Below are 21,286 nucleotides of genomic sequence, written 5' to 3'. Positions count from 1 at the left end.
CCATGGCTCACGCACTTCTGAAATTCGCGGCCGCGCTCGCCGCAACCGGCTTTGTCGGCATCTGCGGCTGGACCGCTGCGACCGGCTGGCACCCCGACGTCAAACACTACCCGTTGCAGGGCATCGACCTCGTCGAAAACCCCGGCCCGGTCGAATGGGGCACGGTCCGCGCGAGCGGTGCCGACTTCGCCTACATCGTCGCGACCTCGGGCACCGACCGCCGCGATCCAGCCTTCGAGGCGAACTGGGCGGCGCTGCCTGAAGCCGGCCTGCGCCGCGGCGCGGTCCACGTCTATTCCTTGTGCCAGCGCGCGGACGAGCAGGCCAACGCGTTCAACACCTTCGTGCCGCGGACGTCGGACGCACTGCCGACCGCTGTCGACATCGCGTTCCACGACGACTGCACCGCGCGACCGGATCGCGCGACGCTGATCGCCGACATCGCGCAGTTCGTGACGATGGTCGAGACGCACACCCGGCAGCCGGTAATGCTGCGGATCAGCAAGGCCGTCGATTCGAAATACAGCCTGTCGGACGCAGTCCCGCGGCCGCTATGGGCGGTGGAGAATATTCTCAAGCCCGACTACACCGCGCGGCCGTGGCGGATGTGGCGCGCGAGCGATTTCCGCCGCATCGACGGAATCGAGGGACCGGTGAACTGGGACGTGGTGGCATCATGACCGAACAAGCAACCAAACTCGTCGCGGCAGCGCGCGACGCCGCCCGCAACGCGCACGCCCCCTATTCGCGATTCGCGGTGGGCGCCGCGGTGCTGCTCGACGACGGCACGGTCATCACCGGCGCGAACTTCGAGAACGCCAGCTACGGCTTGTCGCTGTGCGCCGAGACGGTCGCGATCGCCACCGCGAGCGCCGCGGGGCGGCTGCGCGATATCGTCGCGATCGGCGTGATCGGGGGCGCGATGGACGCCGACGGCCGCGCGACCGGCTCATCCCCGGTCAGCCCCTGTGGTCGCTGCCGCCAGGTCATCAACGAAGCCGCGCAGATGGCTGGCCGCGACCTGCCCGTGCACTGCGGCGCGGCGGCAGGCGCTGCGATCCGCACCTATACAGTCTCGGAACTGCTCCCCGACGCGTTCGGTCCTGCCGATCTTGGCATTGCCTAAGGCGGCGACCGCTCTCTAATCCCCGATCTCGGCGTGCGCGACGATCGCCTCGCACAGCCGATGCGTTTCGAGAATGTCCTGGGACGCGGTCGCGCGCCCGGCCTTCACGCCTGCGAGGAAATCCGTGCACATCGCGTCGAACCCGCGCTGGACGGTAACGGGAGTCCAGTCGCCCCGACGACGCCGCCCGATCGTGCCGTCATGATCGAACCGCTCCGACAGGTCGACGATCGACCGCTTGCGGCCCGCACCGATCAGATCGATCCTTTCCTCGTCCAGCCCCGAATTGCGCTGCATCGTCCCGACGGCGTGGTGATCGCTGCCGGCCAACATCAACGTCACGCCGTGCAGCAGACCGTCCTCGACGAGCGTCTCGATCGTGACCTGCGGGCTCGGCGCGTCGGTCAGGAAGCGGAGCGTATCGACGACATGGATGAAATCGTCGAACACGACTCGGCGCGGCAGGTCGGGCTGCGCGCGGCGATGCTTCTGCATCAGGATGAACGGACGCGGTTCGTGCCGAAGCGCGGCATAATCGGGCGCGAATCGCCGATTGAAACCGATCGTCAGCAGGCACCCCTGTGCATCGGCCAGCGCGACCAGCCGTTCCGCCTCCACGAACCTATCCGCCAGCGGCTTGTCGACGAAGGTCGGGATGCGCAGGGTCAGCAAGCGCTCGACGATCGCCGGATGCGCCGAAGTCGCACTGTGCACGAACGCCGCGTCGAACGACGCCGCAGCAAGCGCCGAGTCGAGACTGGGGTGGAGGTCCGCCAGCCGATAGGTAGCGCCCAGTTCGGCCAACACCGCAGGATCGCGAGTCGCGAGATGCAGCTCTAATTCCGGAATCGCCGCCAGCACCGGCAGATAGGCCTTCCGCGCGATATCGCCCAAGCCGCACATCAGAACCCGCATCACCCACCTGCCCGTCTTTGCTTCCAGCCTCGAACCCCGGCTCTAGCGCACAAATCCCCGCTGTCGACGGGGCCGACGCAATCGCCCTCTTGCCGTCCCGCAGCATCCGCGCGATGGCGCAGCACAAAGGGGAATGCGTCTATGTCCGTGATGTCCGACCGCTGGATCCGCGAACGCGCGCTGGGCGATGCGATGATCGAACCGTTCCACGAGGCGCAGCGCCGCGACGGCTGCATCTCATACGGGCTGTCGTCCTATGGCTATGACGCGCGCGTTGCCGACGAATTCAAGATTTTCACCAACGTCGACAGCGCGATCGTCGACCCCAAGGATTTCGCGGCGAACAGCTTCGTCGACCGCAAGACCGACGTGTGCATCATCCCGCCGAACAGTTTCGCGCTGGCGCGGACCGTCGAATATTTCCGCGTGCCGCGCGACGTGCTGGTGATCTGCCTCGGCAAGTCGACCTATGCGCGCTGCGGGATCATCGTCAACGTGACGCCGCTCGAGCCCGAATGGGAGGGGCATGTGACGCTCGAATTCTCGAACACGACGCCGTTGCCCGCGAAGATCTACGCCAACGAGGGCGCGTGCCAGTTCCTGTTTCTCAAGGGGAACGAGCCGTGTGAGGTGAGTTATGCGGACCGGGCTGGGAAATATATGGGGCAGCGCGGGGTGACCCTGCCGCGGCTTTAGATTTGATTGGGGTGTCCGGGCGCGGCATCCCGGCACCGACCCAGCTCGGATCAGGCCCCCAGAATCGCTCACGGTAGCGATGCTCCTCTTTGCGTTCCCTCCCGGCAAAGACCTGGGCCTAGCGGGAAGGGCTGACATAACGACGCCCTGACGCATATCATCCACGTTTCCCACTTGGGCCCCCGCCTTCGCCGAGGGGGGTGAGCTGTCAGCGTCACCAAGATGGGTCTCAGCAACACCGGGCGCGCCGTGTTCTGGGATCAAGTCTGGGCTGGCGCCTTCGCGGGACAACAGGCGGTGAAAGTTGGCTCTTCTCGGCAGGTCTACCTGCTCAGACATTTGCGATCTTCAGCGAACGCGAAACCGCGAGCGCACCGCTAACCTCCCAGACCGGATCGGCGTTTGGTTGACCTAACCCAAAAAGCTCCAGGCTCCGCTTCCTGAAAAGGACAGGCTGGGGGGTTGGTCCACTTATGCCTCGGGCGTTGTGGAATATGAAAGCCCCCCTTCCCCTTTCAGGAAGGAGCAGAAGCGCGCGCGTGGCCAATGTCGATCCGTCGCGATGGATCGTCCCTCAGTCCCCTCTCCCGCACACAACAAAAAAGGGCGGCCCCGAAAGACCGCCCTTTGGACATTCGAATCAGTACGCCGATCGACCTAGAAGTCGTTGCGATACTGTTCGTTGCCGATGAAGCCGAGCTTGGTGATCGCGGACCGTTTGATCACGGCCAGCGTGCGATCGACCACTTCGTAGCGCGCCTGCGGATCAGGCTGGAAATGGAGCTCGGGCTCGGGCGTCATGCCCGCGCTCTGATCCAGATACTGGCGCAGCGTGACCTCATCGACCGGCGCACCGTTCCACGCCACGACACCCGCCGGATCGATCGAGATCTTGTTCTTCTGCGGATCGACCGGATTCTGCGGCTGGTTCTTGCTGTTGACCGGAAGGTCAACCTTGACCGCGTGCGTCTGAATGGGGATCGTGATGATGAACATGATGAGGAGAACGAGCAGGACGTCGATCAACGGCGTCATGTTCATTTCCATCATCGGGCCGTCGTCTTCTTTGCCGCCGCTCATTGCCATTGCATGCTACTCCTAATTACGTCCGAGCGAACGTCAGCGTTCGGTGGTGCCGCCGGGAGGCGGTTCTGAGATGAAGCCGACCCGGGCGAACCCTGCCTGCTGCATCGTGTAGATCGTCGCGCCGATGCAACGATACGGTGCGTTCACGTCGCCGCGGATGTGTGCCTCGGGCAATTCGAGACCAGCGGCATCGGCACCGCCCTGACGCGCAATCTCCGCCTTCAGCTTGTCGACGGCGCGCTGCAGCAGTTCTTCATGCGTGACCGGCGAAAGACCCCAGTAAACCTGGCACTGTCCGTTCGCCGACGTCACCGACAGCGAAACGTTCTCGGGCTTGGTCATGGTCGGATCGAAGCGGACATCGGGAAGCTTCAGCTGCACCGCCTGGACCGCGACGGTCGTCGTCACCAGGAAGATGATCAGAAGCACGAGCATGACGTCGACCAGCGGCGTCGTATTGATGTCCGATATCGATTTCTCGGTGGAATCGCCACCAACACTCATCGCCATGTGCGAACTATCCTATTCATATAATCGCCACCGGAACCACCGGCGGGAAGGAAACGGGGCCGCTGCCGAGAGCAGCCCCGCCTTTTTCGCGTCTTAGTTGGCGCGCGGCACGCCGCCAGCCTGGCCGGCGGTCGTCGTAGCAGGCTTGGTCGCAACCGGCTTGGGACCCGAAGCGATCGACGGACGGACGGCGCCGTTCGAAGCGAGGAAGCCGAGCACGTCGTTCGAGAAGGCCGACAGGTCCTCTGCGATCGACTTGTTGCGACGCTGCAGCCAGTTGTACGACAGCACGGCGGGAACCGCGACGACCAGACCGAGGGCGGTCATGATCAGCGCTTCACCGACCGGCCCTGCGACCTTGTCGATCGATGCCTGACCCGATGCACCGATCTTCACGAGTGCGCGGTAGATGCCGATAACCGTACCGAACAGACCGATGAACGGCGAAACCGAACCGACCGTCGCGAGGAAGGCGAGACCGCCACCCAGCTTCGAGTTGATCGCGGCTTCCGAACGCGCCAGCGAACCGTGCAGCCAGTCATGTGCCTCGACCGGATCGGTCAGCTTCGAATGCTGCTCCTGGGCGGCCAGGCCGTCGTCGACGATCTGCTTGTAGGCCGAGTTCTTCTCGAGCTTGGCCGAACCTTCGCGGAGGCTGTTCGACGACCAGAAGGCCTGACGGACGCGCTTGCCCTGGCCGATGATCTTCTGCTGCTCGAACAGCTTCGAGAACAGGATGTAGAACGACACGACCGACATCAGCACCAGGATGCCGAACACGGTCTGCGAGATCAGGCCGCCTTCCTTGAGAGCCTGCTGGAGGCCGTACGGGTTGGCGTCGGCAGCAGCGGTCCCGGCCGCTGCAAGAATGGTGGTGATCATGGTCGATTAGTCCTCTGACTATTAGGTCTATGTCTGAAACAAAAAACTACAGCGTGTGATGTCGCCGAGTGTGGTCGCCGATTACTGGGGCGGGATCTTCCACGTCACACGACGCGAAGAGCTCGACCGGATCGGGTTACCCGCTTGATCCATCGCCGGCGAATACCGACCACGCCGCGTGATCGCCGCGCATGCCGCACGATCGAGAGCGGACGAACCACTCGACGACGTGACGCGGCAATTCTCGACACGACCCTGCGTGTTGATGTCCCAGGCGATCCCGACGGTGCCTTCTTCCTCGGCGCGCAACGAACTCGGCGGATAATCGTCCGTCGAAACCCACTGCGCAGGATCACCCTTTGCACCTGCCGCCTTGCTGACGACTGGGGCGGGCGGCGCTGCCGGTGCCGGTGGCGCCGGCGGCGCCGGCGGAGCCGTCGGCTGGAAGCGTGGAATGATGCTCGACGTCGTCAGCGCGGGCGCTGGCTGCGGCGTTACAACGACCGGCGGCGGCGTGACGACAGTCGTCGGCGGCGGCGGCAGGTTTGGCTGTTCGGGCGGCGGCGGCGGGGGCTCGTCGGGTGGAGGCGGCGGCGGTGGCGGCTCCACGTCGAACGTATTAAGCTTTTCTTGGGCCTTTTTCACGTACTGGTACGCGAGGCCGGTGACGAAAGCATAGCCCAAGGCCGCATGAATCAGCGCGACGATAACGATCGCGACGATTTTGCCTCCGGACATCTTCTGGTCAACATAGGCCATTCAGCAACGACACTCCCTTAATCTGCCTGCTCCGTACACACGTGCCCGTATCGGATACGTCGCACATGCGTCTGCCGTTGGCCGGAATAACCACGGGGCAGTACCCGAGTCCTATCGCCACGTTCTGCGACACGCAAACGCTTTGTCGGACGCAACAAACGTACAACCTCAGCATGGCAGAATTATTTCTGTATCGTTCAGCGTCAATGGCGTAGCGCTAAGCGATGAAAATCGCCCTTCACGTTACGGCTTCCGTCGGCCTCGTCGCGCTCGCTGCGGGCCCGATCATGGCCTCGCAGACCGCGGATTCCGCCGGTTATACGACAAATGCGTCGCCGACCGCGCCATCGGGGATCGCCTATGCGGACCTCGCCGACCTCGTACTATCGGCGCCGGTGATCGCCGACGCGACGGTGCGATCGACCACCAAGATCAAGCCGTCGGAGGCGCCTGGTCTCACTTCGGGACAGGTACGACTTTATGTCGAGGTCGACGTCGGAACGCTGATCCGGGGCGCAAATGGGCTGCCGCCGCGAATCGGGTATCTGCTCGACGTCGCACCCGATGCGCGGGGTCGGATCCCCAAATTGAAGAAGGCGCGCGTGCTGCTCTTCGCGCGTCCGGTCGCCGGGTCGGTCGATCAGGTCCAGCTCGTCGCGCCCGATGCGCAGATCGACTGGACGCCTGCCGCACAGGCCACCGTCCGCCAGATCGCCGAGGCCGCGCTTGCCGCCGATGCGCCGCCGGTGATCACCGGAGTCGGCAATGCCTTCCACGTCGCCGGTGCGCTGCCCGGCGAGGGCGAGACGCAGATCTTCCTGACCACCGCCGATCAGCGCCCCGTCTCGCTGTCCATCCTGCGGCGACCGGGCGAACAGCCGCGCTGGGCGGTCGCGCTCAGCGAGATCGTCGACGAATCGGCCGCCCCGCCGAAACCCGACACGCTGTTATGGTATCGCCTGACGTGCGCTCTCCCGCAGACGCTGCCGGAGCACAGCACAACGTCGCTCGAAGCCGCCGACGCAGCAATTGCCCGCGAGGATTACGCGTTCGTTCTGAAAGCGCTCGGCCCCTGCGGTCGAACGCGGAAGATCTAGGCAGGAGCTTGCGGGCGGACGTCGACGATCTGCCCGGTGGTCGACCGGGCCCGATCGAGGAAGTCCGCCGCCGCGTCGATATCTGCCGGCAACGCGCCTTCTCCCGCAAAGACCGCGTTGACCCGGCAGCCCGGCGCCCGCTCGATCGCGAGCGGTCCGATTGCTGCGCGCGCGAAAGCAGTCCAGATCGCGTCCGCGGAAGGGTGCGCAACGACGACGATCGAATCGGCGTCGGCGTTCCGGACCAGTGACACGATATCGCCGTCCGACTCGAGGTTGAGCCGCATCGCCGGGCCCCGTGCGTCAGCGACGATGGCGGACGAGAGTCACGCCGATCGCCTCGTCCGCCTCGGCGATCGCCAGCTTCACGATCTTGACCTGCACGCGCAGCACGCGCGCGTCCTGCAGGAACAACGTCTCGCAGATATGATCCGCCACGCCCTCGATCAGCGTGAAGTGCACGCCGGGCGGCAGCGCCGTCGTCGCCGCATTCTTCAGGTCGAGATAATTCTTCGACGCGGACAACGGCGTGTCGGGATCGAACCGCTCGGGGCAGACCATGTCGACGGTCAGCGAGATCCGCAGCGGTTGCGGCAGATGCGTCTCTTCCGAGTAGATGCCGGTCAGGACCTGCACTTCGAGATCGTGGACTTCGAGTTGAAGACTGTCTTCCATCGTCGCGCCTCTAGCAGACGCGCGCGTAGAAGAAAGTCGCGGCGCGATGAAAGTCATGCCGCGGCGCTGGGCCGCGCGGTCGCTGCCGCGTGCCAGCGCCGGACCGCCCGTGCCTCCTCGGGCAGCGCCAGCTTGCAGCGCGCCGCGAAGTCTATCGTCACCAGCGCAGTGATGTCGGCAAAGCTGTACGCATCGGTGGCGATCCACGTCCGGTCGGCCAGCTGCGTCTCCAACGTCTCGACGAACACGTCCCACATGATCACGCCGCGCGCGGCGAGTTCGGGGATCTGCGGCATCGCCGGCCATTTGCCCGCGGCGCCGCGGTCGCGGAACGCATCGACGGTGTTGCGCAGGACATAGACCGCGGCGGCATAGCCATCGCTCTCGATCCGCCGCGTCCACGATTCAATCCGCGCCACGTCGATCGGCGTGATCCCGAACAGCGACGACGTAGGATGCAGTGCCTCGAAATATCGGCAGATCGCCGCCGATTCGCAGATCACCTCGCCGTCGTCGAGTTCGAGCGCCGGTACCGCGCCGCGCGGGTTGATCGCCAGGAAAGCGTCCTGCAACTGCTCGTCGGCGCGCAGATCGATCGTCACGCGCTCGACCGTGATCCCCTTCTCGGCGAGATAGATGCGGACGCGGCGGGGGCTCGGGGCGCCGCGCGAATCATACAGCTTCATCGATCGGGTTATCCTTGCGTTCAGGCGCACCGAAGTTAAAGCGCGCTGCCCCCGCCGTCCATGCGCCGCCGCATCGGCCATGCCCGGGAGCTGGAGATGCCGGTGATCACTCTCGTCCCCCTCGACAGCATCGATCCGACCGCGGTCGAGTCGCTGCTCGATCGCGCATTCGGGCCGGACCGGTTCCGGCGCACCGCCTACACGATCCGCGGCGCCGGCACGCCGATCGCCGCGCTCAGTTTCGCGGCGATCGCGGGCGACACGCTGGTCGGCTCGATCCAGTGCTGGCCGGTCGCGCTGATCGATGACGGTCGCGAAATTCCGCTCGTCATGCTCGGTCCGGTCGCCGTCGAGCCGGCGCATCAGGGCGACGGGGTCGGCCGCCGGTTGATGACCCAGGCGCTCGATGCGGCCGCCAGCTACGGCCTCGATGGTGCGCTCATGCTGATCGGGGACCCGGACTATTATGGCCGGTTCTTCGGCTTCACCGCCGAGCGCACCGCCCATTGGCGCGCACCCGGCCCGGTCGAGCGCCACCGCCTGCTTGCGCGCGGCGCGGCGGTGCCCGAAACCGCCGGCATGCTCGGGCCCCGGACCTCCGCCGTCCTACCGGCCGTCGCATCTGCGTAAGGCGCCGCTTTACCTCGGCCCCCCGCCCGCCTAGTCCGCCGCTATGCCCATGGATCCCATTCCCGACATCGCCTCGCTCAGTCTCGCCGAGATCGCGAAACTGGTCGAGGAGGCCAAGCTTCCGCCCGTCGAGAAGTGGACCCCCACGCATTGCGGCGACAGCGAGATGCGGATCGCCCGCGACGGCACCTGGTATCACCAGGGATCGCCCATCGGTCGCCCGGCGATGGTCCGGCTGTTCTCGACGATCCTGCGCCGCGAGCCCGACGGAAGCCATGTCCTCGTCACACCGGTCGAAAAGCTCGACATCGAGGTCGAGGACGCGCCGTTCATCGCGGTTGAGATGAAGGCCGAGGGCAGCGGTCGCGACGCCAAACTCGCGTTCCGGCTCAACACCGGCGACTTCGTCACGGCAGGCCCCGAACATCCCTTGCGTTTCGTCGAGGACGCAGACGGTCCCCGCCCCTACCTCGCCGTCCGCGGCGGCATGGAGGCGCTGGTCGTGCGCCCGGTCTATTACGAGCTCGCCGAACGCGCGATCGCCGACGGTACGACACCCCCGGGAATCTGGAGCGACGGCGCCTTCTTCGCGCTGGAGCCGGCTGCGTGAACCTTGCAGAACGGCTGACCGCGGCGCTGGCGAAGGGCACCGGGTCGCACATGATCCTGCTCACCGGCGACCAGCATGACGGCGACCTCACGGAGACCGAGACACTGCTGCCTGCCGCCGTCCTGATCGCGGTGACGGACCGCGCCGACCCCGGCGTGATCCTGACGCAGCGCACCGACACGCTGAGCCGCCATCCCGGCCAGATCGCGTTTCCCGGCGGCCGGATCGATCCCGGCGAAGACGTCGTCACCGCCGCGTTGCGCGAGGCCGAGGAGGAGATCGCGCTCGCCCGCGACAAGGTGCGGGTGGTCGGCGAGGCCGACAGCTATCGTACGGTCACCGGCTTCCAGGTAACGCCGGTGATCGCTATCATTCCCCCCGACCTCGTCTTCACCCCGAGTGAGGCCGAAGTCGCCAGCGTTTTCGAAGTCCCGCTCGCGTTCCTGCTGGACGAGGCGAACCATGTCGAGGCGACGCTCGAATGGCAGGGCCACGACCGGCATTATTACGAGATCCAGTGGAACGAGCATCGTATCTGGGGCGCGACCGCGGCGATGATCGTCAACCTCGCGCGCCGCCTGAGGTGGTCTTGATACTCCCCGACGCGCCGTGGCGCCGGCGTGAAGGTCTCGACGCGCTGTCGAAGGTCCTTGGCGCGGCCGAGGGTGAATCGCGGTTCGTCGGCGGGGCGGTGCGCGATACGCTGCTCGGGATCGACGTCGCCGATGTCGACATCGCGACGCGCCTGCCGCCGCAGGAGGTGATCGAGCGGCTTGAGGATGCGCGGATCAAGGCGGTACCGACCGGCCTAGCGCACGGCACCGTCACCGCGGTCACCGCCGGCGGTCCGGTCGAGGTGACGACGCTGCGCCGCGACGTCTCGACCGACGGCCGCCACGCGATCATCGCCTATACCGACGACTGGCGCGAGGATGCCGCACGCCGCGACTTCACGATGAACGCGCTCTACGCCGATCCGGCGACGGGTGAAATCTTCGACTATTTCGGCGGCCTCGACGACCTCGCGGCGCGGCGCGTCCGGTTTATCGGCGACCCGTTGCAGCGCATCGCCGAGGATCATTTGCGCATCCTCCGCTTCTTCCGCTTCCACGCGCGCTTCGGCACGACGATCGACCAGGCCGGCCTCGACGCGTGCACCACGCGCGCCAACGACCTGATGGCCCTTTCACGCGAACGCATCGCCAGCGAAGTCCTGAAACTGCTGGTCGCCGCCAACGCGGTGCCGGTCGTCGCGCTGATGGTCGACCGCGGCATCTTCCGCGCCGTCCTCCCCGAGATCGACGCTTCGGGTGCCAAGCGTCTGGCCTTGCTGGCCGATCGCGAAACCGCGGCCGGGATCGCCCCGGACCCGATCCGTCGCCTCGCGATGACGATCGCCCCCGCAGCCGCCGAATCCGTCGGTGCGCGTCTGAAGCTCTCCAACACCGACCGCAAACGCCTGATCGCCGCCACCGCCGGCGCCGGAACCGAAGGCCCGCACGCGCTCGCCTACCGCGTGGGCACCGCCGGCGCGATCGACCGCCTCTTGATCGCGGACGACGACGTCGCCGCCATCAGGGACTGGACACCACCCAAGTTTCCGTTCTCGGGCGGCGCACTGGTGGAACGGGGCTTGCGCAAAGGCCCCGACGTCGCGGCGATGCTGCGCCAGGTCGAGACACGCTGGATCGCGGAGGGTTTTCCCGATGCACCGCGGGTGGCGGCAATCGCCGACGAGATGGTCGCAGCGGTGGTAAGTTAGGACGCATTTCCTGCGCCCGGATCTAGACCTCGGTTGGTACGATCATCGCATACGCCGCATCCGCCTCGAGCGGCCGCGCATAGAAATAGCCCTGCCCATAGGTGCAGCCAAGCGCCGCCAGCGTCTGCGAAAGCTCGAACGTCTCGACCCCTTCCGCGGTCGTCTTCATCCCCAGTGCCTGCGCCAAGCTCAGGATCGCGCGCACGATCGAGACCTTGTCGCGGTCCGCGAGCATCCCCGTCACGAAGCTCCGGTCGATCTTCAGAACGTCGATCGGCAGCTTCTGGAGATAGGCCAGATTCGAATAGCCCGTCCCGAAATCGTCCATCGCCAGCGTCGTGCCGAGCGCTTTCAACGCGTGCATCGTCTTTGCGATACGGTCCGGATCGGTCACGATCGCACTTTCGGTCAGTTCCAGCGTAAACCGCTCGCCGGCAAGGCCGGTCGACGCGAGCGCAGTTTCGACAACCGGCGCGATCGCGTCGCGCTGAAGCTGGATCGCCGACAGGTTGACCGCCAGCCTGACGCCGCAATCCCCGCCATACCGCGCATCCCAGCTTGCCAGCGTCCGCGCCGCCTCGTCGATAGCCCACCGTCCGAGCGGCACGATCAGCCCCGATTCCTCGGCCACCGGAATGAAGGCGGTCGGGCAATGCCGCTGACCGCTGTCGTCGGTCCACCGTGCCAGCGCCTCAAACGACACGATCTTGCCGGTCGCGAGATCGCAGATCGGCTGATAGGCGAGCCGCAGTTCACGGTTCTCGATCGCGCGACGCAGCGCGGTTTCCATGCTGAACTGCGCGCGCGCAATCGCGAAGTCCTGCGGCAGATAGCTCTCGGCCAGCCCACTCGCCTTGGCGCGTTTCACCGCGAACTGCGCGTGGCGGATCAGCTCGGCGACGTCGCCAGCCTCGTCGCCGCCATAGGCGATACCGACCGAGCATTCGACGCTGATCTCGTAATCGGTCAGCCGGAACGGGGTGGTCAGCGTCCGCTGGATCCGGTCGGCAAGCGCGTGCGCCTCCTTTCGATCGCTGTCGATCGTCATCAGGATGCCGAACTGATCGCCGCCAAGCCGTGCCAGGATATCTTGTCCGCGCAATGCGCCCTTGATTCGCCGCGCCATCGTGATCAGCAACTCATCGCCGGCCAGCGATCCGAGACACGAGTTCAACCGGCCGAACCGTTCCAGATCGACCGCGAGCACCGCACTGGCGCTACGATCGACCACCGACTCGATCAGCTCCTCGAAGCCCTCACGATTGGGCAGTCCGGTCAGGCTGTCAGTCGTCATCTCGCGGCGCAGGCTGCGTTCGGTCTGGATCTGCGAGGTCTGGTCGATGAAGCTGATCGTGCACCGGTCGTGCATCCAGGCGAAGGTCCGCGCCATCGTCACGCGATAATAGCGGCAATCGACCGCCTCCCCCAGCCTCCAATCCATATCGCATCGCAGCTGCGGGCTTTCGAGAAACGCGCGAATCCGCGGCCCGAGGTCGACGATCATCGGCGATCGCTCGGCAACCACGCCCAGCCCAGCAAGCCGGTAGGCGCGGTTCATCGCAAACAGCTCGAACGCATCATCGTTGAGATGGACATGTACGGCCGGGATCGGGATGAGCTCCAGCGCCCGCGAAACCAGATCGGTCGCGGTCGTCAGTTGCGCTGTCGCATCCGGGGCTGTCGATGCCATAACATCCGCTTAACCGAGCTTCGTTAAGACGAACTAAAGGAACCGAAACGGATTATTTCATAATGTTACGGTAAGCGTTTGTTTTTCCAGCAAGCTAGCCAAAGCGATTGTCCCGCGGAAATCCCGTCGGCGGCATTCTTCCAGCAGCACCACGGGCCGCACGCCACGGCCCAAGGTCCGATTCGGTCCTTGTGCGCCCGGTGCCGCCACCCATCGCCCAGCTCAGTCCCTCGGCGAACGTGAACGTGATCGCATCCGCCAATCCGCCGTCACGATAGCGCTGCAATTGAAGCCCCTGCCCGCGCGTCATCTCGACCAGTTCGGCGAGCGGGAACACCAGCATCTTCCGGTTGTCGCCGATCGCTGCGACATAATCGTCGGTCGGCCCGATCGGACGGACGATCTTCAACTGCGCGCCCGGCCGCGGCGTCATCACCGTCTTGCCCTTGCGCGTCTCGGCGATCACGTCCGCGCTGCTGACTGAGAAACCGCGTCCGTCGGTCGCGACTATGAGCAGTTTGGGATGCTTGCTCGCGGGCAACAACGCAACGATCCCGATGCTGCCATCCAGATCGATCATCGCGCGCACCGGCTCGCCAAAGCCACGCCCGCCCGGCAGCTTATCCGCCGCCAGCGTATAGAACCGCCCATTCTCCGCCGCGAGCAACAGCTTGTCGGTGGTCTGTGCATGGAACGCAAACGCCGGGCCGTCGCCCTCCTTGAACTTCAGCGCCTCCGGGCTGGTCAGGTCGTTATGCCCGCGCATCGCCCGGATCCAGCCACGCTGAGACAGGATGACGGTGATCGGCTCGCGCTCGATCATCGCCTCCAGCGGGATGTCGCGCGTCGGTGCGGCCTCCTCGATCGTCGTGCGCCGCTTGCCGAGCACCGTCTCCAGCCCGTAGCGATCGCGGATCTTCGCCATGTCCCGCTTCATCCGCGCCCGCTGCTTCTTCGGATCCGCGAGCAATGCGGCCAGCGTCGCCTGCTCCTTGTCGAGCTTGTCGCGCTCGGTCTTGATCTCGAACTCTTCCAGGCGACGCAAAGACCGCAACCGCATGTTGAGGATCGCCTCGGCCTGGCGATCGGTCAGCGCGAACTCGTCGATCATGACCTTTTTCGGCTCGTCCTCGGTACGGATGATCTCGATCACGCGGTCGAGATTGAGATACGCGATCAGATAGCCATCGAGCAGCTCGACGCGGTCGGCGATCTTCGCCAGCCGGTGCTCGGTCCGCCGGCGCAACACGACGAACTGGTGATCGACCCACGCCGCCAGCGCCTCGCGCAACGACATCACGCGCGGCGTGCGATCCTTGTCGAGCACGTTGAGGTTAAGGCTGATCCGCGTCTCGAGATCGGTCAGCCGGAACAGCCCGTCCATCAGGATCTGCGGATCGACCGTGCGGCTGCGTGGCTCGAGCACGATGCGGATTTCGGTATCCGATTCGTCGCGCACGTCGGCGAGGATCGGCAGGCGCTTGGCGTTGATCAGATCGGCGATCTGCTCGATCAGCTTGCCCTTCTGCACGCCGTACGGGATCTCGGTGACGATCAGCTGCCACCCGCCACCCTTCTCGCGCTCGGTTTCCCAACGCGCCCGGACGCGAAAGCCACCACGCCCGGTCGCGTAGGACTCACGGATGACGGCAGGCGGATCGACGACTAGCCCACCGGTCGGAAAGTCAGGCCCCTTCACATGCTCCAGGATCGCCGCATCGTCGGCGTCGGGCGTCTCGATCAACACGATCGCCGCCTCCAGCAGCTCGGCCGCGTTGTGCGGCGGAATGCTCGTCGCCATGCCGACCGCGATCCCGCTTGCGCCGTTCGCCAGCAGGTTCGGGAACAGTCCCGGGAACAGCTCGGGCTCGTGATCCTCGCCGTTATAGGTCGGGCGATACGCGACCGCGTCCTCGTCGAGCCCGTCCATCAGGTCGATTGCGACCTGTGTCAGTCGCGCCTCGGTGTAGCGGTAGGCTGCGGCGTTATCGCCGTCGATGTTGCCGAAATTGCCCTGCCCATCGACCAGCGGATAGCGCATCGCGAACGACTGCGCCAAGCGCACCATCGCGTCGTAGACCGACTGGTCGCCATGCGGATGATACTTACCGATGACGTCGCCGACGACGCGCGCGCATTTCTTGTAGCCCTGCGCCGGATCGAGCTTCAGCAGGCGCATCGCCCAGAGAAGGCGCCGATGCACCGGCTTCATCCCGTCGCGCACATCGGGCAGCGACCGCGCGGTGATCGTCGACAGCGCATAGACGAGATACCGCTCGCTGAGCGCGCTATCGAACGGGGCGTCGACGATGGAGTCGAAGGGATCTTTGAAGTCGCTGCTGGCCATTGCCGACAGCGGTAGCAGGTGAAAACGCAACGATCAAAGCATGAACGTACCGCGCGCTTCGGCGGCGTGCGGAAGGCCAGATGCCCGCATGACGCGGCGGACCGAGCCCGCTACACCAACCCCATGATCCGCTTTGCCTTTCTCGCGCTCGCCGCCGTTACCGTTCCGGCAACAGCCCAAGACCCCACTCCCGCCGCGCCGAAGCTGCTGACCTGGCCCGACCTGACCAAGCGCCCGAAGCCGATTCCGGATGCGACCGTAGACTACGGCACCAACGCCATGCAGAAAATCGACGTCTGGATCCCACAGGGCAAGGGTGCGTTCCCGGTCGTGCTCATGGTGCATGGCGGCTGCTGGACGAGCAGCATCGCCGATCTCAGCCTGATGAACTGGATCGCCGACGACCTGCGCAAGAACGGCGTCGCGGTGTGGAACATCGACTATCGCGGCGTCGATCTGGCGGGGGGCGGCTATCCGGGCACGTTCGCCGATGCTGCCAAAGCCGCCGACCAACTCGCGGTAAACGCAAAGAAGTTCAACCTCGATACCCGCCGCCTCGTCGCCGTCGGTCATTCGGCCGGCGGCCATCTCGCGCTCTGGCTCGCGGCCCGCCGGAAGCTGCCCGAGACGAGCGCGCTCCATACCGCGCGCCCGCTCCGCATTCGTCACGTCATCAGCCTCGGTGGGCTCCCCGATCTCGAAGCCACCGCCGCCGACCCGACCAATGGCTGCGGCACGGAGGTCGTCACGAAACTCGTCGGCACCGCCACGCCACAGCACAACGACGTCTACGCCGACACCTCGGTCCCCCGCCTCCTCCCGCTCGGCGCGTCGCAGGACCTCGTCAACGGGCGCGACGACCGCATCATCCCGTTCCGCATGGCTACCGACTATCTCGCAAAGGCCAGGTCCGCGGGCGATCGCGTCACGCTTCACACCGTCCCCGCCACCGGTCACGTCGAACTGATCGCGCCCGAAACCGCCGCATGGGCGGAGACGAAACGCCTCGTTATGGCCGCGCTGAAGTGAGCCCGATGACGCTAGACCAAGCCCGCGCGCTCGACTTCACAGACCCGCTAGCCGCCTATCGCGACAAGTTCGCCCTCCCCGAAGGCGTAATCTACCTAGACGGCAACTCGCTCGGCGCGCTTCCCAAAGCCACGCCAGCAGCGCTCGCCGACGTCGCAACCCGCCAATGGGGCGACCGGCTGATCCGCAGCTGGAACGAAGGCTGGATCGACGCCCCCCAGCGAATCGGCGCGAAGATCGCGCCCCTGATTGGCGCAGGCGAGGACGAGGTCATCATCGGTGACACGACCTCGACGCATCTTTTCAAGGCCTTGGTTGCCGCTCTTCGCAGCAATCCCGAACGCCACACCGTCGTGAGTGAGGCCGGCAACTTTCCTACCGACCTGCACATTGCCGAAGGCGCCGTCGCCTGCGTTCCCGACGCACGGCTGAAGGTCGTCGCGCGCGAAGATCTTGCAGCCGCGCTTGACGGCGACACAGCCGTCCTCCTGCTCACCCACGTCCACTACAAGACCAGCGATCGCTTCGACATGGCGGAATGGACCGCCTGCGCTCACGACGCCGGCGCGTTAATGCTCTGGGACCTGAGTCACAGCGTCGGCGCGGTCCCGATCGACCTCGACGGCGCGAACGCCGATCTCGCCGTCGGCTGCACGTACAAATACCTCAACGGAGGCCCCGGCGCGCCTGCCTTCCTCTACGTCGCCAGACGCTGGCAGGATAAACTCGCCAGCCCGCTGTCAGGCTGGATGGGCCACGCCGCCCCGTTCGCGTTCGAGGACGCCTACCGCCCCGCCCCCGGCATGAAGCGCTGGCTCGCCGGCACCCCCGCGATGCTCTCGACGGCGGCACTGGAAACCGCACTCGACCTCTGGGCCGACATCGACCAGAGCGCCATCGCCACCAAGAGCGCTCGCCTGTTCGACATCCTCGCCGCCGCCGGCGACGCACTGGGCCTCGACTGCATCAGCCCCCGAGACCCCGCCAACCGCGGCAGCCACATCAGCTTCCGCCACCCGCACGCCTACGCGCTGACCCAAGCGCTCATCGCCCGCGGCGTCATCGGCGACTTCCGCGACCCAGACATCCTTCGCTTGGGGCTCACGCCGTTATATCTCAGACACGAAGACGTCTGGAGAGCTGGCAACATCCTGCGCGAAACGATCGAAACCGAAGCGTGGCGTGATCCGGCGTTTTCGCAACGGCTTGCGGTCACCTGATTGACCGAACCTCCCAATCCTTGCTTCGTGGCCGAGTTGAGGACGATGCCCTGCTTATTGCCAGCCATGTGCCACGTGATTGATCCAATTCTGTACCAATAGATTTTTAAAATATTTATCGTCGTGATACGCAGTCCACCATTGCCGTTGGTAAGGACTTTATTATGTCGTGGAGCTATCAGCAAATAGAGGCGTTTGTCGCCCAACAGAGTGGCGAAAAAACAGAGCGATCAGTTGAAGGCCCCGCAATTCTTGGAACACACCAGGTCTGGCGGGTTTGGACCTTCGCCAATAACGAATACAATGCTCATTATGTTCTCGGAAATGAGTTAATGAATGAGCTGACGCTTTTTGAAAATTTTCAGCCCTTTGCAAATTGGCTCATGAAAGCCTTTAATGCAGCAGAGCGCCATAATAGGGGATTGGACTGGCTGCGTAGCACGGTAGCCTCCGTGATAACCTTAACGCTATTAGCGCTCGTTGTTTGGGCCGTCCTCAGCGGCAAGGCATCCGGCCTTGATTTCAAGTGGCTGGTTGGAGCGCTGGCGACAACTGCTCTCGGATACTTGTTAGGCGGATGGGTTAGAAAATCCCCCTGACATTTCACAACCGTGCGCCGCAACTGGTCGATCGAGCGCAGCATATAACGCACGAACGCCCGTTGAAGGCTGATCGTATACAGCATACCGTTGCAGCACCTGCCTCCCTGCTTATCGGCCAAGCACCGATCCGATTGCACCCCCCGCACCCTTCGCCTATAGGCGCGGCCTATTCCGGCCTCGGCTTCGCGGTGCATAGCGCGTAGGCGGGGGCCGCTCGATTTTCACCGCTCGATTTCCAGGGGACCGCGCATGGCTCGCCGCCGCCAGATCTACGAAGGCAAGGCCAAGATCCTCTACGAGGGTCCCGAGCCGGGCACGCTGATCCAGTATTTCAAGGACGACGCGACCGCGTTCAATGCCCAGAAAAAGGGCACCATCAACGGCAAGGGTGTGCTCAACAACCGGATTTCCGAGCACATCTTCACGCTGCTCGATCATATCGGCGTGCCGACGCACTTCATCCGCCGGCTCAACATGCGCGAGCAGCTGATCCGCCAGGTCGAGATCGTCCCGATCGAAGTCGTCGTGCGCAACGTCGCCGCCGGCTCGATCTCGACGCGCCTTGGGATCGAGGAGGGAACCAAGCTGCCCCGCACGATCATCGAATATTACTACAAGGACGATGCGCTCGGCGATCCGATGATCTCCGACGAACACATCGCCGCGTTCGGCTGGGCGAGCCAGGAGGAGATGCACGACATCGCCGACCTCGCGATCCGCGTGAACGATTTCCTGTGCGGGCTGTTCGCCGGCGTTGGTATCCGCCTGGTCGACTTCAAGCTCGAATTCGGCCGCATCTTCGACAACGACTTCGGTCGCATCATCCTTGCCGACGAGATCAGCCCCGATGGCTGCCGCCTGTGGGACATGGAAACCAACGAGAAGATGGACAAGGATCGCTTCCGTCGTGATCTGGGCGGCGAAGTCGAAGCGTATCAAGAGGTTGCACGCCGTCTCGGCCTGCTGCCCGAGGGTGCGGACAACGCCGTCCTCGACCTCGAAAAGCATCGCAAGAACCGGGGCAAGTAAATGAAACTCAAGGTTTTCGTGACATTGAAGCCCGGCGTGCTCGATCCGCAGGGCCGGGCGATCCACCACGCGCTCGGCAGCCTTGGCTTCGACGGCGTGCAGGACGTCCGCCAGGGCAAGCTGATCGAACTCGAAGTTGCAGACGATACCGACGACGCGACCATCGACGGCATGTGCCGCAAGCTGCTCGCCAACACGGTGATCGAGAATTACCGGGTCGAGCGCGCATGAAGACCGCCGTCATCGTCTTTCCGGGCTCCAACTGCGACCGCGACATCGCCGTCGCGCTGGAGGCGGTGACCGGCGTCAAGCCGCTCATGGTCTGGCACGGTGACGTGGACGTGCCGGCGGATGTCGGCCTGGTCGCGGTCCCCGGTGGCTTCTCGTACGGCGATTACCTCCGCTCGGGCGCAATCGCGGCGCGCTCGCCGATCATGCGCGCGGTTGTCGAGCAGGCGGGCAAGGGTTTGCCCGTGCTCGGCATTTGCAACGGCTTCCAGGTGCTGACCGAAGCGGGGCTGCTGCCCGGCGCGCTAATGCGCAACGAGGGCCTGAACTTCGTCTGCCGCGACGTCGCGCTGACGGTCGAAACCGCAAGCTCGACCTTCACCTCGGGCTACACGGCCGGCGAGCGCGTCTCCTTTCCGGTCGCGCATCATGACGGCAATTACTTCGCCGACACCGAGACGCTCGATCGCCTCGAAGGCGAAGGTCGCATCGCGTTCCGGTACGCGGAGAGCGTCAACGGCTCGGCGCGCAACATCGCCGGGTTGTTGAACGACAAGGGCAACGTGCTCGGCATGATGCCGCACCCTGAACGTCGTATCGAAGCGGCGCACGGCGGCACCGATGGCAGGCGCTTGTTCGAGGGCCTGCTGGAAGCCGTCAGCGCCTGATCATTACCCGTTCCCCCGCGAAAGCGGGGGCCCAGGATACCATCCGCAACATTGGAACCCTGGACTCCCGCGTCCGCGGGAGAACGGAGGGTGTGGTCGCGCTTCTATACCCGCGTGCGGATTCAAACCCGGGTCCGGAACGGCGAGAAATCGGTGCCCCGGTCATACACATCGACGCCCTCGCGGCGCTTGAGCCACCCAACCACCAGATATGTCACTGGCGTCAGCAAAACTTCCCACGACACCTTCAGCAGGAACTGGCTGACCATCACCATCAGCATCGCGTGCACCGGCCAGTCGGGCGCGCCGTAAAACGCGAGCGGGTAGAAGATCAGGCTGTCGAACGCCTGGCCCACGACCGTGCTGCCGATCGTCCGCGTCCACAGCATCCGCCCCTGCGTCCAGATCTTCATCCGCGCGAGCACGAAGCTGTTGGCGAACTCGCCCACCCAGAACGCGCAGATCGACGCGAATACGATCCGCGGCACCTGTCCGAACACCGACTCATACGCCGCCTGACCGGTCCACCCCGAATCGGGCGGCAACGCGACGACGACCGCCGACATGAACACCATGAACAGCATCGCCCCGAACCCCGCCCAGATGCACCGCCGCGCCCGTGCGTAGCCATAGACTTCGGTCAGCACGTCGCCGATCACATAGCTGACCGGAAAGAACAGGATCCCCGCGCCGAACGGCCACGCGCCGATGAACGGCAGGTCGATCACCGCGCGTTTGCCCGCACCGATCACGTTCGACAGCAGCAGGATCGTGACGAACGCGGCCATCACGAAATCATAATAGCGGAACTGCCCGCCCGACACGTCGCTCGCGGCGACTCCGATGGCGTCCGACGCCACGCCCCTGCCCTGATCGATATCCATGTGGCGCGTTATGATGACGGTTCCAAGCGCGCGCAATCCACGCTAATCGGTCCTCAGCGCGCGCCCGTAGCTCAGTTGGATAGAGCAAGGAGCTTCTACCTCCTCGGTCGGGGGTTCGACTCCCTCCGGGCGCGCCAATCTGCCTCTATCGTGAT

Annotated in this window: 25 protein-coding genes and 1 tRNA gene; 15 read left to right on the top strand and 11 right to left on the bottom strand. The window is 65.1% G+C overall.

The features are described 5' to 3' along the window. The first annotated feature begins 2 nt into the window (after window positions 1-2). Both ACLBWL_RS08085 and ACLBWL_RS08080 read left to right on the top strand, forming a co-directional pair. Window positions 3-680 carry a glycoside hydrolase family 25 protein gene (locus ACLBWL_RS08085; RefSeq protein WP_447791781.1) on the top strand — a complete coding sequence of 226 codons (678 nt, stop codon included), beginning with the start codon at window positions 3-5 and terminating at the stop codon, window positions 678-680. After that, a complete protein-coding gene (locus ACLBWL_RS08080) occupies window positions 677-1,126 on the top strand; it encodes a cytidine deaminase (protein ID WP_447791779.1) in 450 nt (149 codons plus the stop codon). Before ACLBWL_RS08085 ends, ACLBWL_RS08080 begins: the two co-directional genes overlap by 4 nt. A gap of 15 nt (window positions 1,127-1,141) precedes the next feature. On the opposite strand, the gene ACLBWL_RS08075 is transcribed toward ACLBWL_RS08080, so the two are convergent. After that, a complete protein-coding gene (locus ACLBWL_RS08075; protein WP_447791777.1) occupies window positions 1,142-2,041 on the bottom strand; it encodes a Gfo/Idh/MocA family protein in 900 nt (299 codons plus the stop codon). 141 nt (window positions 2,042-2,182) lie between these two features. Between ACLBWL_RS08075 and dcd the strand changes: the two genes are divergently transcribed. Further along, window positions 2,183-2,737 carry a dCTP deaminase gene (dcd, locus tag ACLBWL_RS08070; RefSeq protein WP_055878967.1) on the top strand — a complete coding sequence of 185 codons (555 nt, stop codon included), beginning with the start codon at window positions 2,183-2,185 and terminating at the stop codon, window positions 2,735-2,737. Window positions 2,738-3,394: 657 nt separating this feature from the next. Here the strand turns inward: dcd and ACLBWL_RS08065 are convergent. From ACLBWL_RS08065 to ACLBWL_RS08050, 4 genes are all read right to left on the bottom strand, one after another. Beyond that, window positions 3,395-3,823 (bottom strand): ExbD/TolR family protein, encoded by a 429-nt coding sequence (locus ACLBWL_RS08065; RefSeq protein ID WP_447791775.1) that lies wholly within the window; start codon window positions 3,821-3,823, stop codon window positions 3,395-3,397. Window positions 3,824-3,856: 33 nt separating this feature from the next. Next, on the bottom strand, window positions 3,857-4,333 hold the full coding sequence (locus ACLBWL_RS08060; RefSeq protein ID WP_447791773.1) for an ExbD/TolR family protein: 477 nt from the start codon (window positions 4,331-4,333) through the stop codon (window positions 3,857-3,859). A gap of 93 nt (window positions 4,334-4,426) precedes the next feature. Continuing rightward, window positions 4,427-5,215 carry a MotA/TolQ/ExbB proton channel family protein gene (locus tag ACLBWL_RS08055; protein ID WP_447791771.1) on the bottom strand — a complete coding sequence of 263 codons (789 nt, stop codon included), beginning with the start codon at window positions 5,213-5,215 and terminating at the stop codon, window positions 4,427-4,429. An 81-nt stretch (window positions 5,216-5,296) separates the two neighbouring features. Beyond that, window positions 5,297-5,953, bottom strand: a complete 657-nt coding sequence (locus tag ACLBWL_RS08050; protein WP_447791769.1) for an energy transducer TonB — start codon at window positions 5,951-5,953, stop codon at window positions 5,297-5,299. Between the two features lie 245 nt (window positions 5,954-6,198). Here ACLBWL_RS08050 and ACLBWL_RS08045 point away from each other — a divergent pair, with 245 nt between their 5' ends. Beyond that, window positions 6,199-7,071, top strand: a complete 873-nt coding sequence (locus tag ACLBWL_RS08045) for a hypothetical protein (protein ID WP_447791767.1) — start codon at window positions 6,199-6,201, stop codon at window positions 7,069-7,071. Here the strand turns inward: ACLBWL_RS08045 and ACLBWL_RS08040 are convergent. Genes ACLBWL_RS08040 through ACLBWL_RS08030 form a run of 3 tightly spaced genes read right to left on the bottom strand, consistent with a single transcriptional unit; the run spans window position 7,068 to window position 8,432 of the window. Next, entirely contained in the window at window positions 7,068-7,358 is a 291-nt protein-coding gene (locus tag ACLBWL_RS08040; RefSeq protein ID WP_447791765.1) for a Rossmann fold domain-containing protein, read from the bottom strand. The two genes, ACLBWL_RS08045 and ACLBWL_RS08040, sit on opposite strands and share 4 nt — an antisense overlap. 16 nt (window positions 7,359-7,374) lie before the next feature. Next, complete coding sequence (locus ACLBWL_RS08035; protein WP_447791763.1) at window positions 7,375-7,746, bottom strand: dihydroneopterin aldolase; 372 nt, start codon at window positions 7,744-7,746, stop codon at window positions 7,375-7,377. 53 nt (window positions 7,747-7,799) lie between these two features. Beyond that, complete coding sequence (locus tag ACLBWL_RS08030; protein ID WP_447791761.1) at window positions 7,800-8,432, bottom strand: glutathione S-transferase family protein; 633 nt, start codon at window positions 8,430-8,432, stop codon at window positions 7,800-7,802. Between the two features lie 102 nt (window positions 8,433-8,534). Between ACLBWL_RS08030 and ACLBWL_RS08025 the strand changes: the two genes are divergently transcribed. From ACLBWL_RS08025 to ACLBWL_RS08010, 4 genes are read left to right on the top strand one after another with little or no spacing between them, the layout of a single operon-like run. After that, window positions 8,535-9,062: a GNAT family N-acetyltransferase gene (locus ACLBWL_RS08025; RefSeq protein ID WP_447792071.1), complete on the top strand. Its 528-nt coding sequence runs from the start codon at window positions 8,535-8,537 to the stop codon at window positions 9,060-9,062. 43 nt (window positions 9,063-9,105) lie between these two features. After that, entirely contained in the window at window positions 9,106-9,672 is a 567-nt protein-coding gene (locus tag ACLBWL_RS08020; protein WP_447791759.1) for a DUF1285 domain-containing protein, read from the top strand. Then, window positions 9,669-10,265: a CoA pyrophosphatase gene (locus tag ACLBWL_RS08015; protein WP_447791757.1), complete on the top strand. Its 597-nt coding sequence runs from the start codon at window positions 9,669-9,671 to the stop codon at window positions 10,263-10,265. Before ACLBWL_RS08020 ends, ACLBWL_RS08015 begins: the two co-directional genes overlap by 4 nt. Further along, entirely contained in the window at window positions 10,256-11,434 is a 1,179-nt protein-coding gene (locus ACLBWL_RS08010) for a CCA tRNA nucleotidyltransferase (RefSeq protein ID WP_447791755.1), read from the top strand. The genes ACLBWL_RS08015 and ACLBWL_RS08010 overlap by 10 nt, the downstream gene beginning before the upstream one ends. A 22-nt stretch (window positions 11,435-11,456) precedes the next feature. Here the strand turns inward: ACLBWL_RS08010 and ACLBWL_RS08005 are convergent, their stop codons facing one another. After that, window positions 11,457-13,124, bottom strand: a complete 1,668-nt coding sequence (locus tag ACLBWL_RS08005) for a putative bifunctional diguanylate cyclase/phosphodiesterase (protein ID WP_447791753.1) — start codon at window positions 13,122-13,124, stop codon at window positions 11,457-11,459. A 94-nt stretch (window positions 13,125-13,218) separates the two neighbouring features. Continuing rightward, window positions 13,219-15,471, bottom strand: coding sequence for a DNA topoisomerase IV subunit A (gene parC, locus ACLBWL_RS08000; protein WP_447791751.1), 2,253 nt, complete (start codon window positions 15,469-15,471; stop codon window positions 13,219-13,221). A gap of 123 nt (window positions 15,472-15,594) precedes the next feature. On the opposite strand from parC, the gene ACLBWL_RS07995 reads away from it, so the two are divergent. The 6 genes from ACLBWL_RS07995 to purQ all read left to right on the top strand — a co-directional run bounded on the left by ACLBWL_RS07995 (window position 15,595) and on the right by purQ (window position 20,247). Next, window positions 15,595-16,500 (top strand): alpha/beta hydrolase, encoded by a 906-nt coding sequence (locus ACLBWL_RS07995; RefSeq protein ID WP_447791749.1) that lies wholly within the window; start codon window positions 15,595-15,597, stop codon window positions 16,498-16,500. 5 nt (window positions 16,501-16,505) lie between these two features. Then, window positions 16,506-17,720, top strand: coding sequence for a kynureninase (gene kynU / locus ACLBWL_RS07990; RefSeq protein ID WP_447791747.1), 1,215 nt, complete (start codon window positions 16,506-16,508; stop codon window positions 17,718-17,720). A gap of 164 nt (window positions 17,721-17,884) precedes the next feature. Then, a complete protein-coding gene (locus ACLBWL_RS07985) occupies window positions 17,885-18,319 on the top strand; it encodes a hypothetical protein (protein WP_447791745.1) in 435 nt (144 codons plus the stop codon). Between the two features lie 252 nt (window positions 18,320-18,571). Then, window positions 18,572-19,351, top strand: coding sequence for a phosphoribosylaminoimidazolesuccinocarboxamide synthase (gene purC / locus ACLBWL_RS07980; RefSeq protein WP_056050712.1), 780 nt, complete (start codon window positions 18,572-18,574; stop codon window positions 19,349-19,351). Then, window positions 19,352-19,582 (top strand): phosphoribosylformylglycinamidine synthase subunit PurS, encoded by a 231-nt coding sequence (gene purS / locus ACLBWL_RS07975; RefSeq protein WP_056050714.1) that lies wholly within the window; start codon window positions 19,352-19,354, stop codon window positions 19,580-19,582. It abuts the gene before it with no gap. Then, the gene (gene purQ / locus ACLBWL_RS07970) at window positions 19,579-20,247 is read left to right on the top strand and encodes a phosphoribosylformylglycinamidine synthase subunit PurQ (RefSeq protein WP_447791742.1); all 669 of its coding nucleotides are present in this window, start codon (window positions 19,579-19,581) and stop codon (window positions 20,245-20,247) included. Before purS ends, purQ begins: the two co-directional genes overlap by 4 nt. Window positions 20,248-20,369: 122 nt before the next feature. Here purQ and ACLBWL_RS07965 read toward each other — a convergent pair whose 3' ends face one another. Next, window positions 20,370-21,131: a queuosine precursor transporter gene (locus ACLBWL_RS07965; protein WP_447791740.1), complete on the bottom strand. Its 762-nt coding sequence runs from the start codon at window positions 21,129-21,131 to the stop codon at window positions 20,370-20,372. A gap of 60 nt (window positions 21,132-21,191) precedes the next feature. Here ACLBWL_RS07965 and ACLBWL_RS07960 point away from each other — a divergent pair. Next, window positions 21,192-21,268 (top strand) — tRNA-Arg (locus tag ACLBWL_RS07960). Window positions 21,269-21,286: the final 18 nt, after the last annotated feature.

This window comes from Sphingomonas sp. M1A8_2b, assembly GCF_053345535.1.
This window is presented reverse-complemented; position numbering and strand designations above follow the sequence as displayed.

What these genes read in the sequence shown, in the direction of transcription:
- ACLBWL_RS08085 (WP_447791781.1), top strand. Translation starts at nt 3, where the DNA reads ATGGCTCACGCACTTCTGAAATTCGCGGCCGCGCTCGCCGCAACCGGC.
- ACLBWL_RS08080 (WP_447791779.1), top strand. Translation starts at nt 677, where the DNA reads ATGACCGAACAAGCAACCAAACTCGTCGCGGCAGCGCGCGACGCCGCC.
- ACLBWL_RS08075 (WP_447791777.1), bottom strand. Translation starts at nt 2,041, where the DNA reads ATGCGGGTTCTGATGTGCGGCTTGGGCGATATCGCGCGGAAGGCCTAT.
- dcd (WP_055878967.1), top strand. Translation starts at nt 2,183, where the DNA reads ATGTCCGTGATGTCCGACCGCTGGATCCGCGAACGCGCGCTGGGCGAT.
- ACLBWL_RS08065 (WP_447791775.1), bottom strand. Translation starts at nt 3,823, where the DNA reads ATGGCAATGAGCGGCGGCAAAGAAGACGACGGCCCGATGATGGAAATG.
- ACLBWL_RS08060 (WP_447791773.1), bottom strand. Translation starts at nt 4,333, where the DNA reads ATGGCGATGAGTGTTGGTGGCGATTCCACCGAGAAATCGATATCGGAC.
- ACLBWL_RS08055 (WP_447791771.1), bottom strand. Translation starts at nt 5,215, where the DNA reads ATGATCACCACCATTCTTGCAGCGGCCGGGACCGCTGCTGCCGACGCC.
- ACLBWL_RS08050 (WP_447791769.1), bottom strand. Translation starts at nt 5,953, where the DNA reads ATGTCCGGAGGCAAAATCGTCGCGATCGTTATCGTCGCGCTGATTCAT.
- ACLBWL_RS08045 (WP_447791767.1), top strand. Translation starts at nt 6,199, where the DNA reads ATGAAAATCGCCCTTCACGTTACGGCTTCCGTCGGCCTCGTCGCGCTC.
- ACLBWL_RS08040 (WP_447791765.1), bottom strand. Translation starts at nt 7,358, where the DNA reads ATGCGGCTCAACCTCGAGTCGGACGGCGATATCGTGTCACTGGTCCGG.
- ACLBWL_RS08035 (WP_447791763.1), bottom strand. Translation starts at nt 7,746, where the DNA reads ATGGAAGACAGTCTTCAACTCGAAGTCCACGATCTCGAAGTGCAGGTC.
- ACLBWL_RS08030 (WP_447791761.1), bottom strand. Translation starts at nt 8,432, where the DNA reads ATGAAGCTGTATGATTCGCGCGGCGCCCCGAGCCCCCGCCGCGTCCGC.
- ACLBWL_RS08020 (WP_447791759.1), top strand. Translation starts at nt 9,106, where the DNA reads ATGCCCATGGATCCCATTCCCGACATCGCCTCGCTCAGTCTCGCCGAG.
- ACLBWL_RS08005 (WP_447791753.1), bottom strand. Translation starts at nt 13,124, where the DNA reads ATGGCATCGACAGCCCCGGATGCGACAGCGCAACTGACGACCGCGACC.
- parC (WP_447791751.1), bottom strand. Translation starts at nt 15,471, where the DNA reads ATGGCCAGCAGCGACTTCAAAGATCCCTTCGACTCCATCGTCGACGCC.
- ACLBWL_RS07995 (WP_447791749.1), top strand. Translation starts at nt 15,595, where the DNA reads ATGATCCGCTTTGCCTTTCTCGCGCTCGCCGCCGTTACCGTTCCGGCA.
- kynU (WP_447791747.1), top strand. Translation starts at nt 16,506, where the DNA reads ATGACGCTAGACCAAGCCCGCGCGCTCGACTTCACAGACCCGCTAGCC.
- ACLBWL_RS07985 (WP_447791745.1), top strand. Translation starts at nt 17,885, where the DNA reads ATGTCGTGGAGCTATCAGCAAATAGAGGCGTTTGTCGCCCAACAGAGT.
- purC (WP_056050712.1), top strand. Translation starts at nt 18,572, where the DNA reads ATGGCTCGCCGCCGCCAGATCTACGAAGGCAAGGCCAAGATCCTCTAC.
- purS (WP_056050714.1), top strand. Translation starts at nt 19,352, where the DNA reads ATGAAACTCAAGGTTTTCGTGACATTGAAGCCCGGCGTGCTCGATCCG.
- purQ (WP_447791742.1), top strand. Translation starts at nt 19,579, where the DNA reads ATGAAGACCGCCGTCATCGTCTTTCCGGGCTCCAACTGCGACCGCGAC.
- ACLBWL_RS07965 (WP_447791740.1), bottom strand. Translation starts at nt 21,131, where the DNA reads ATGGATATCGATCAGGGCAGGGGCGTGGCGTCGGACGCCATCGGAGTC.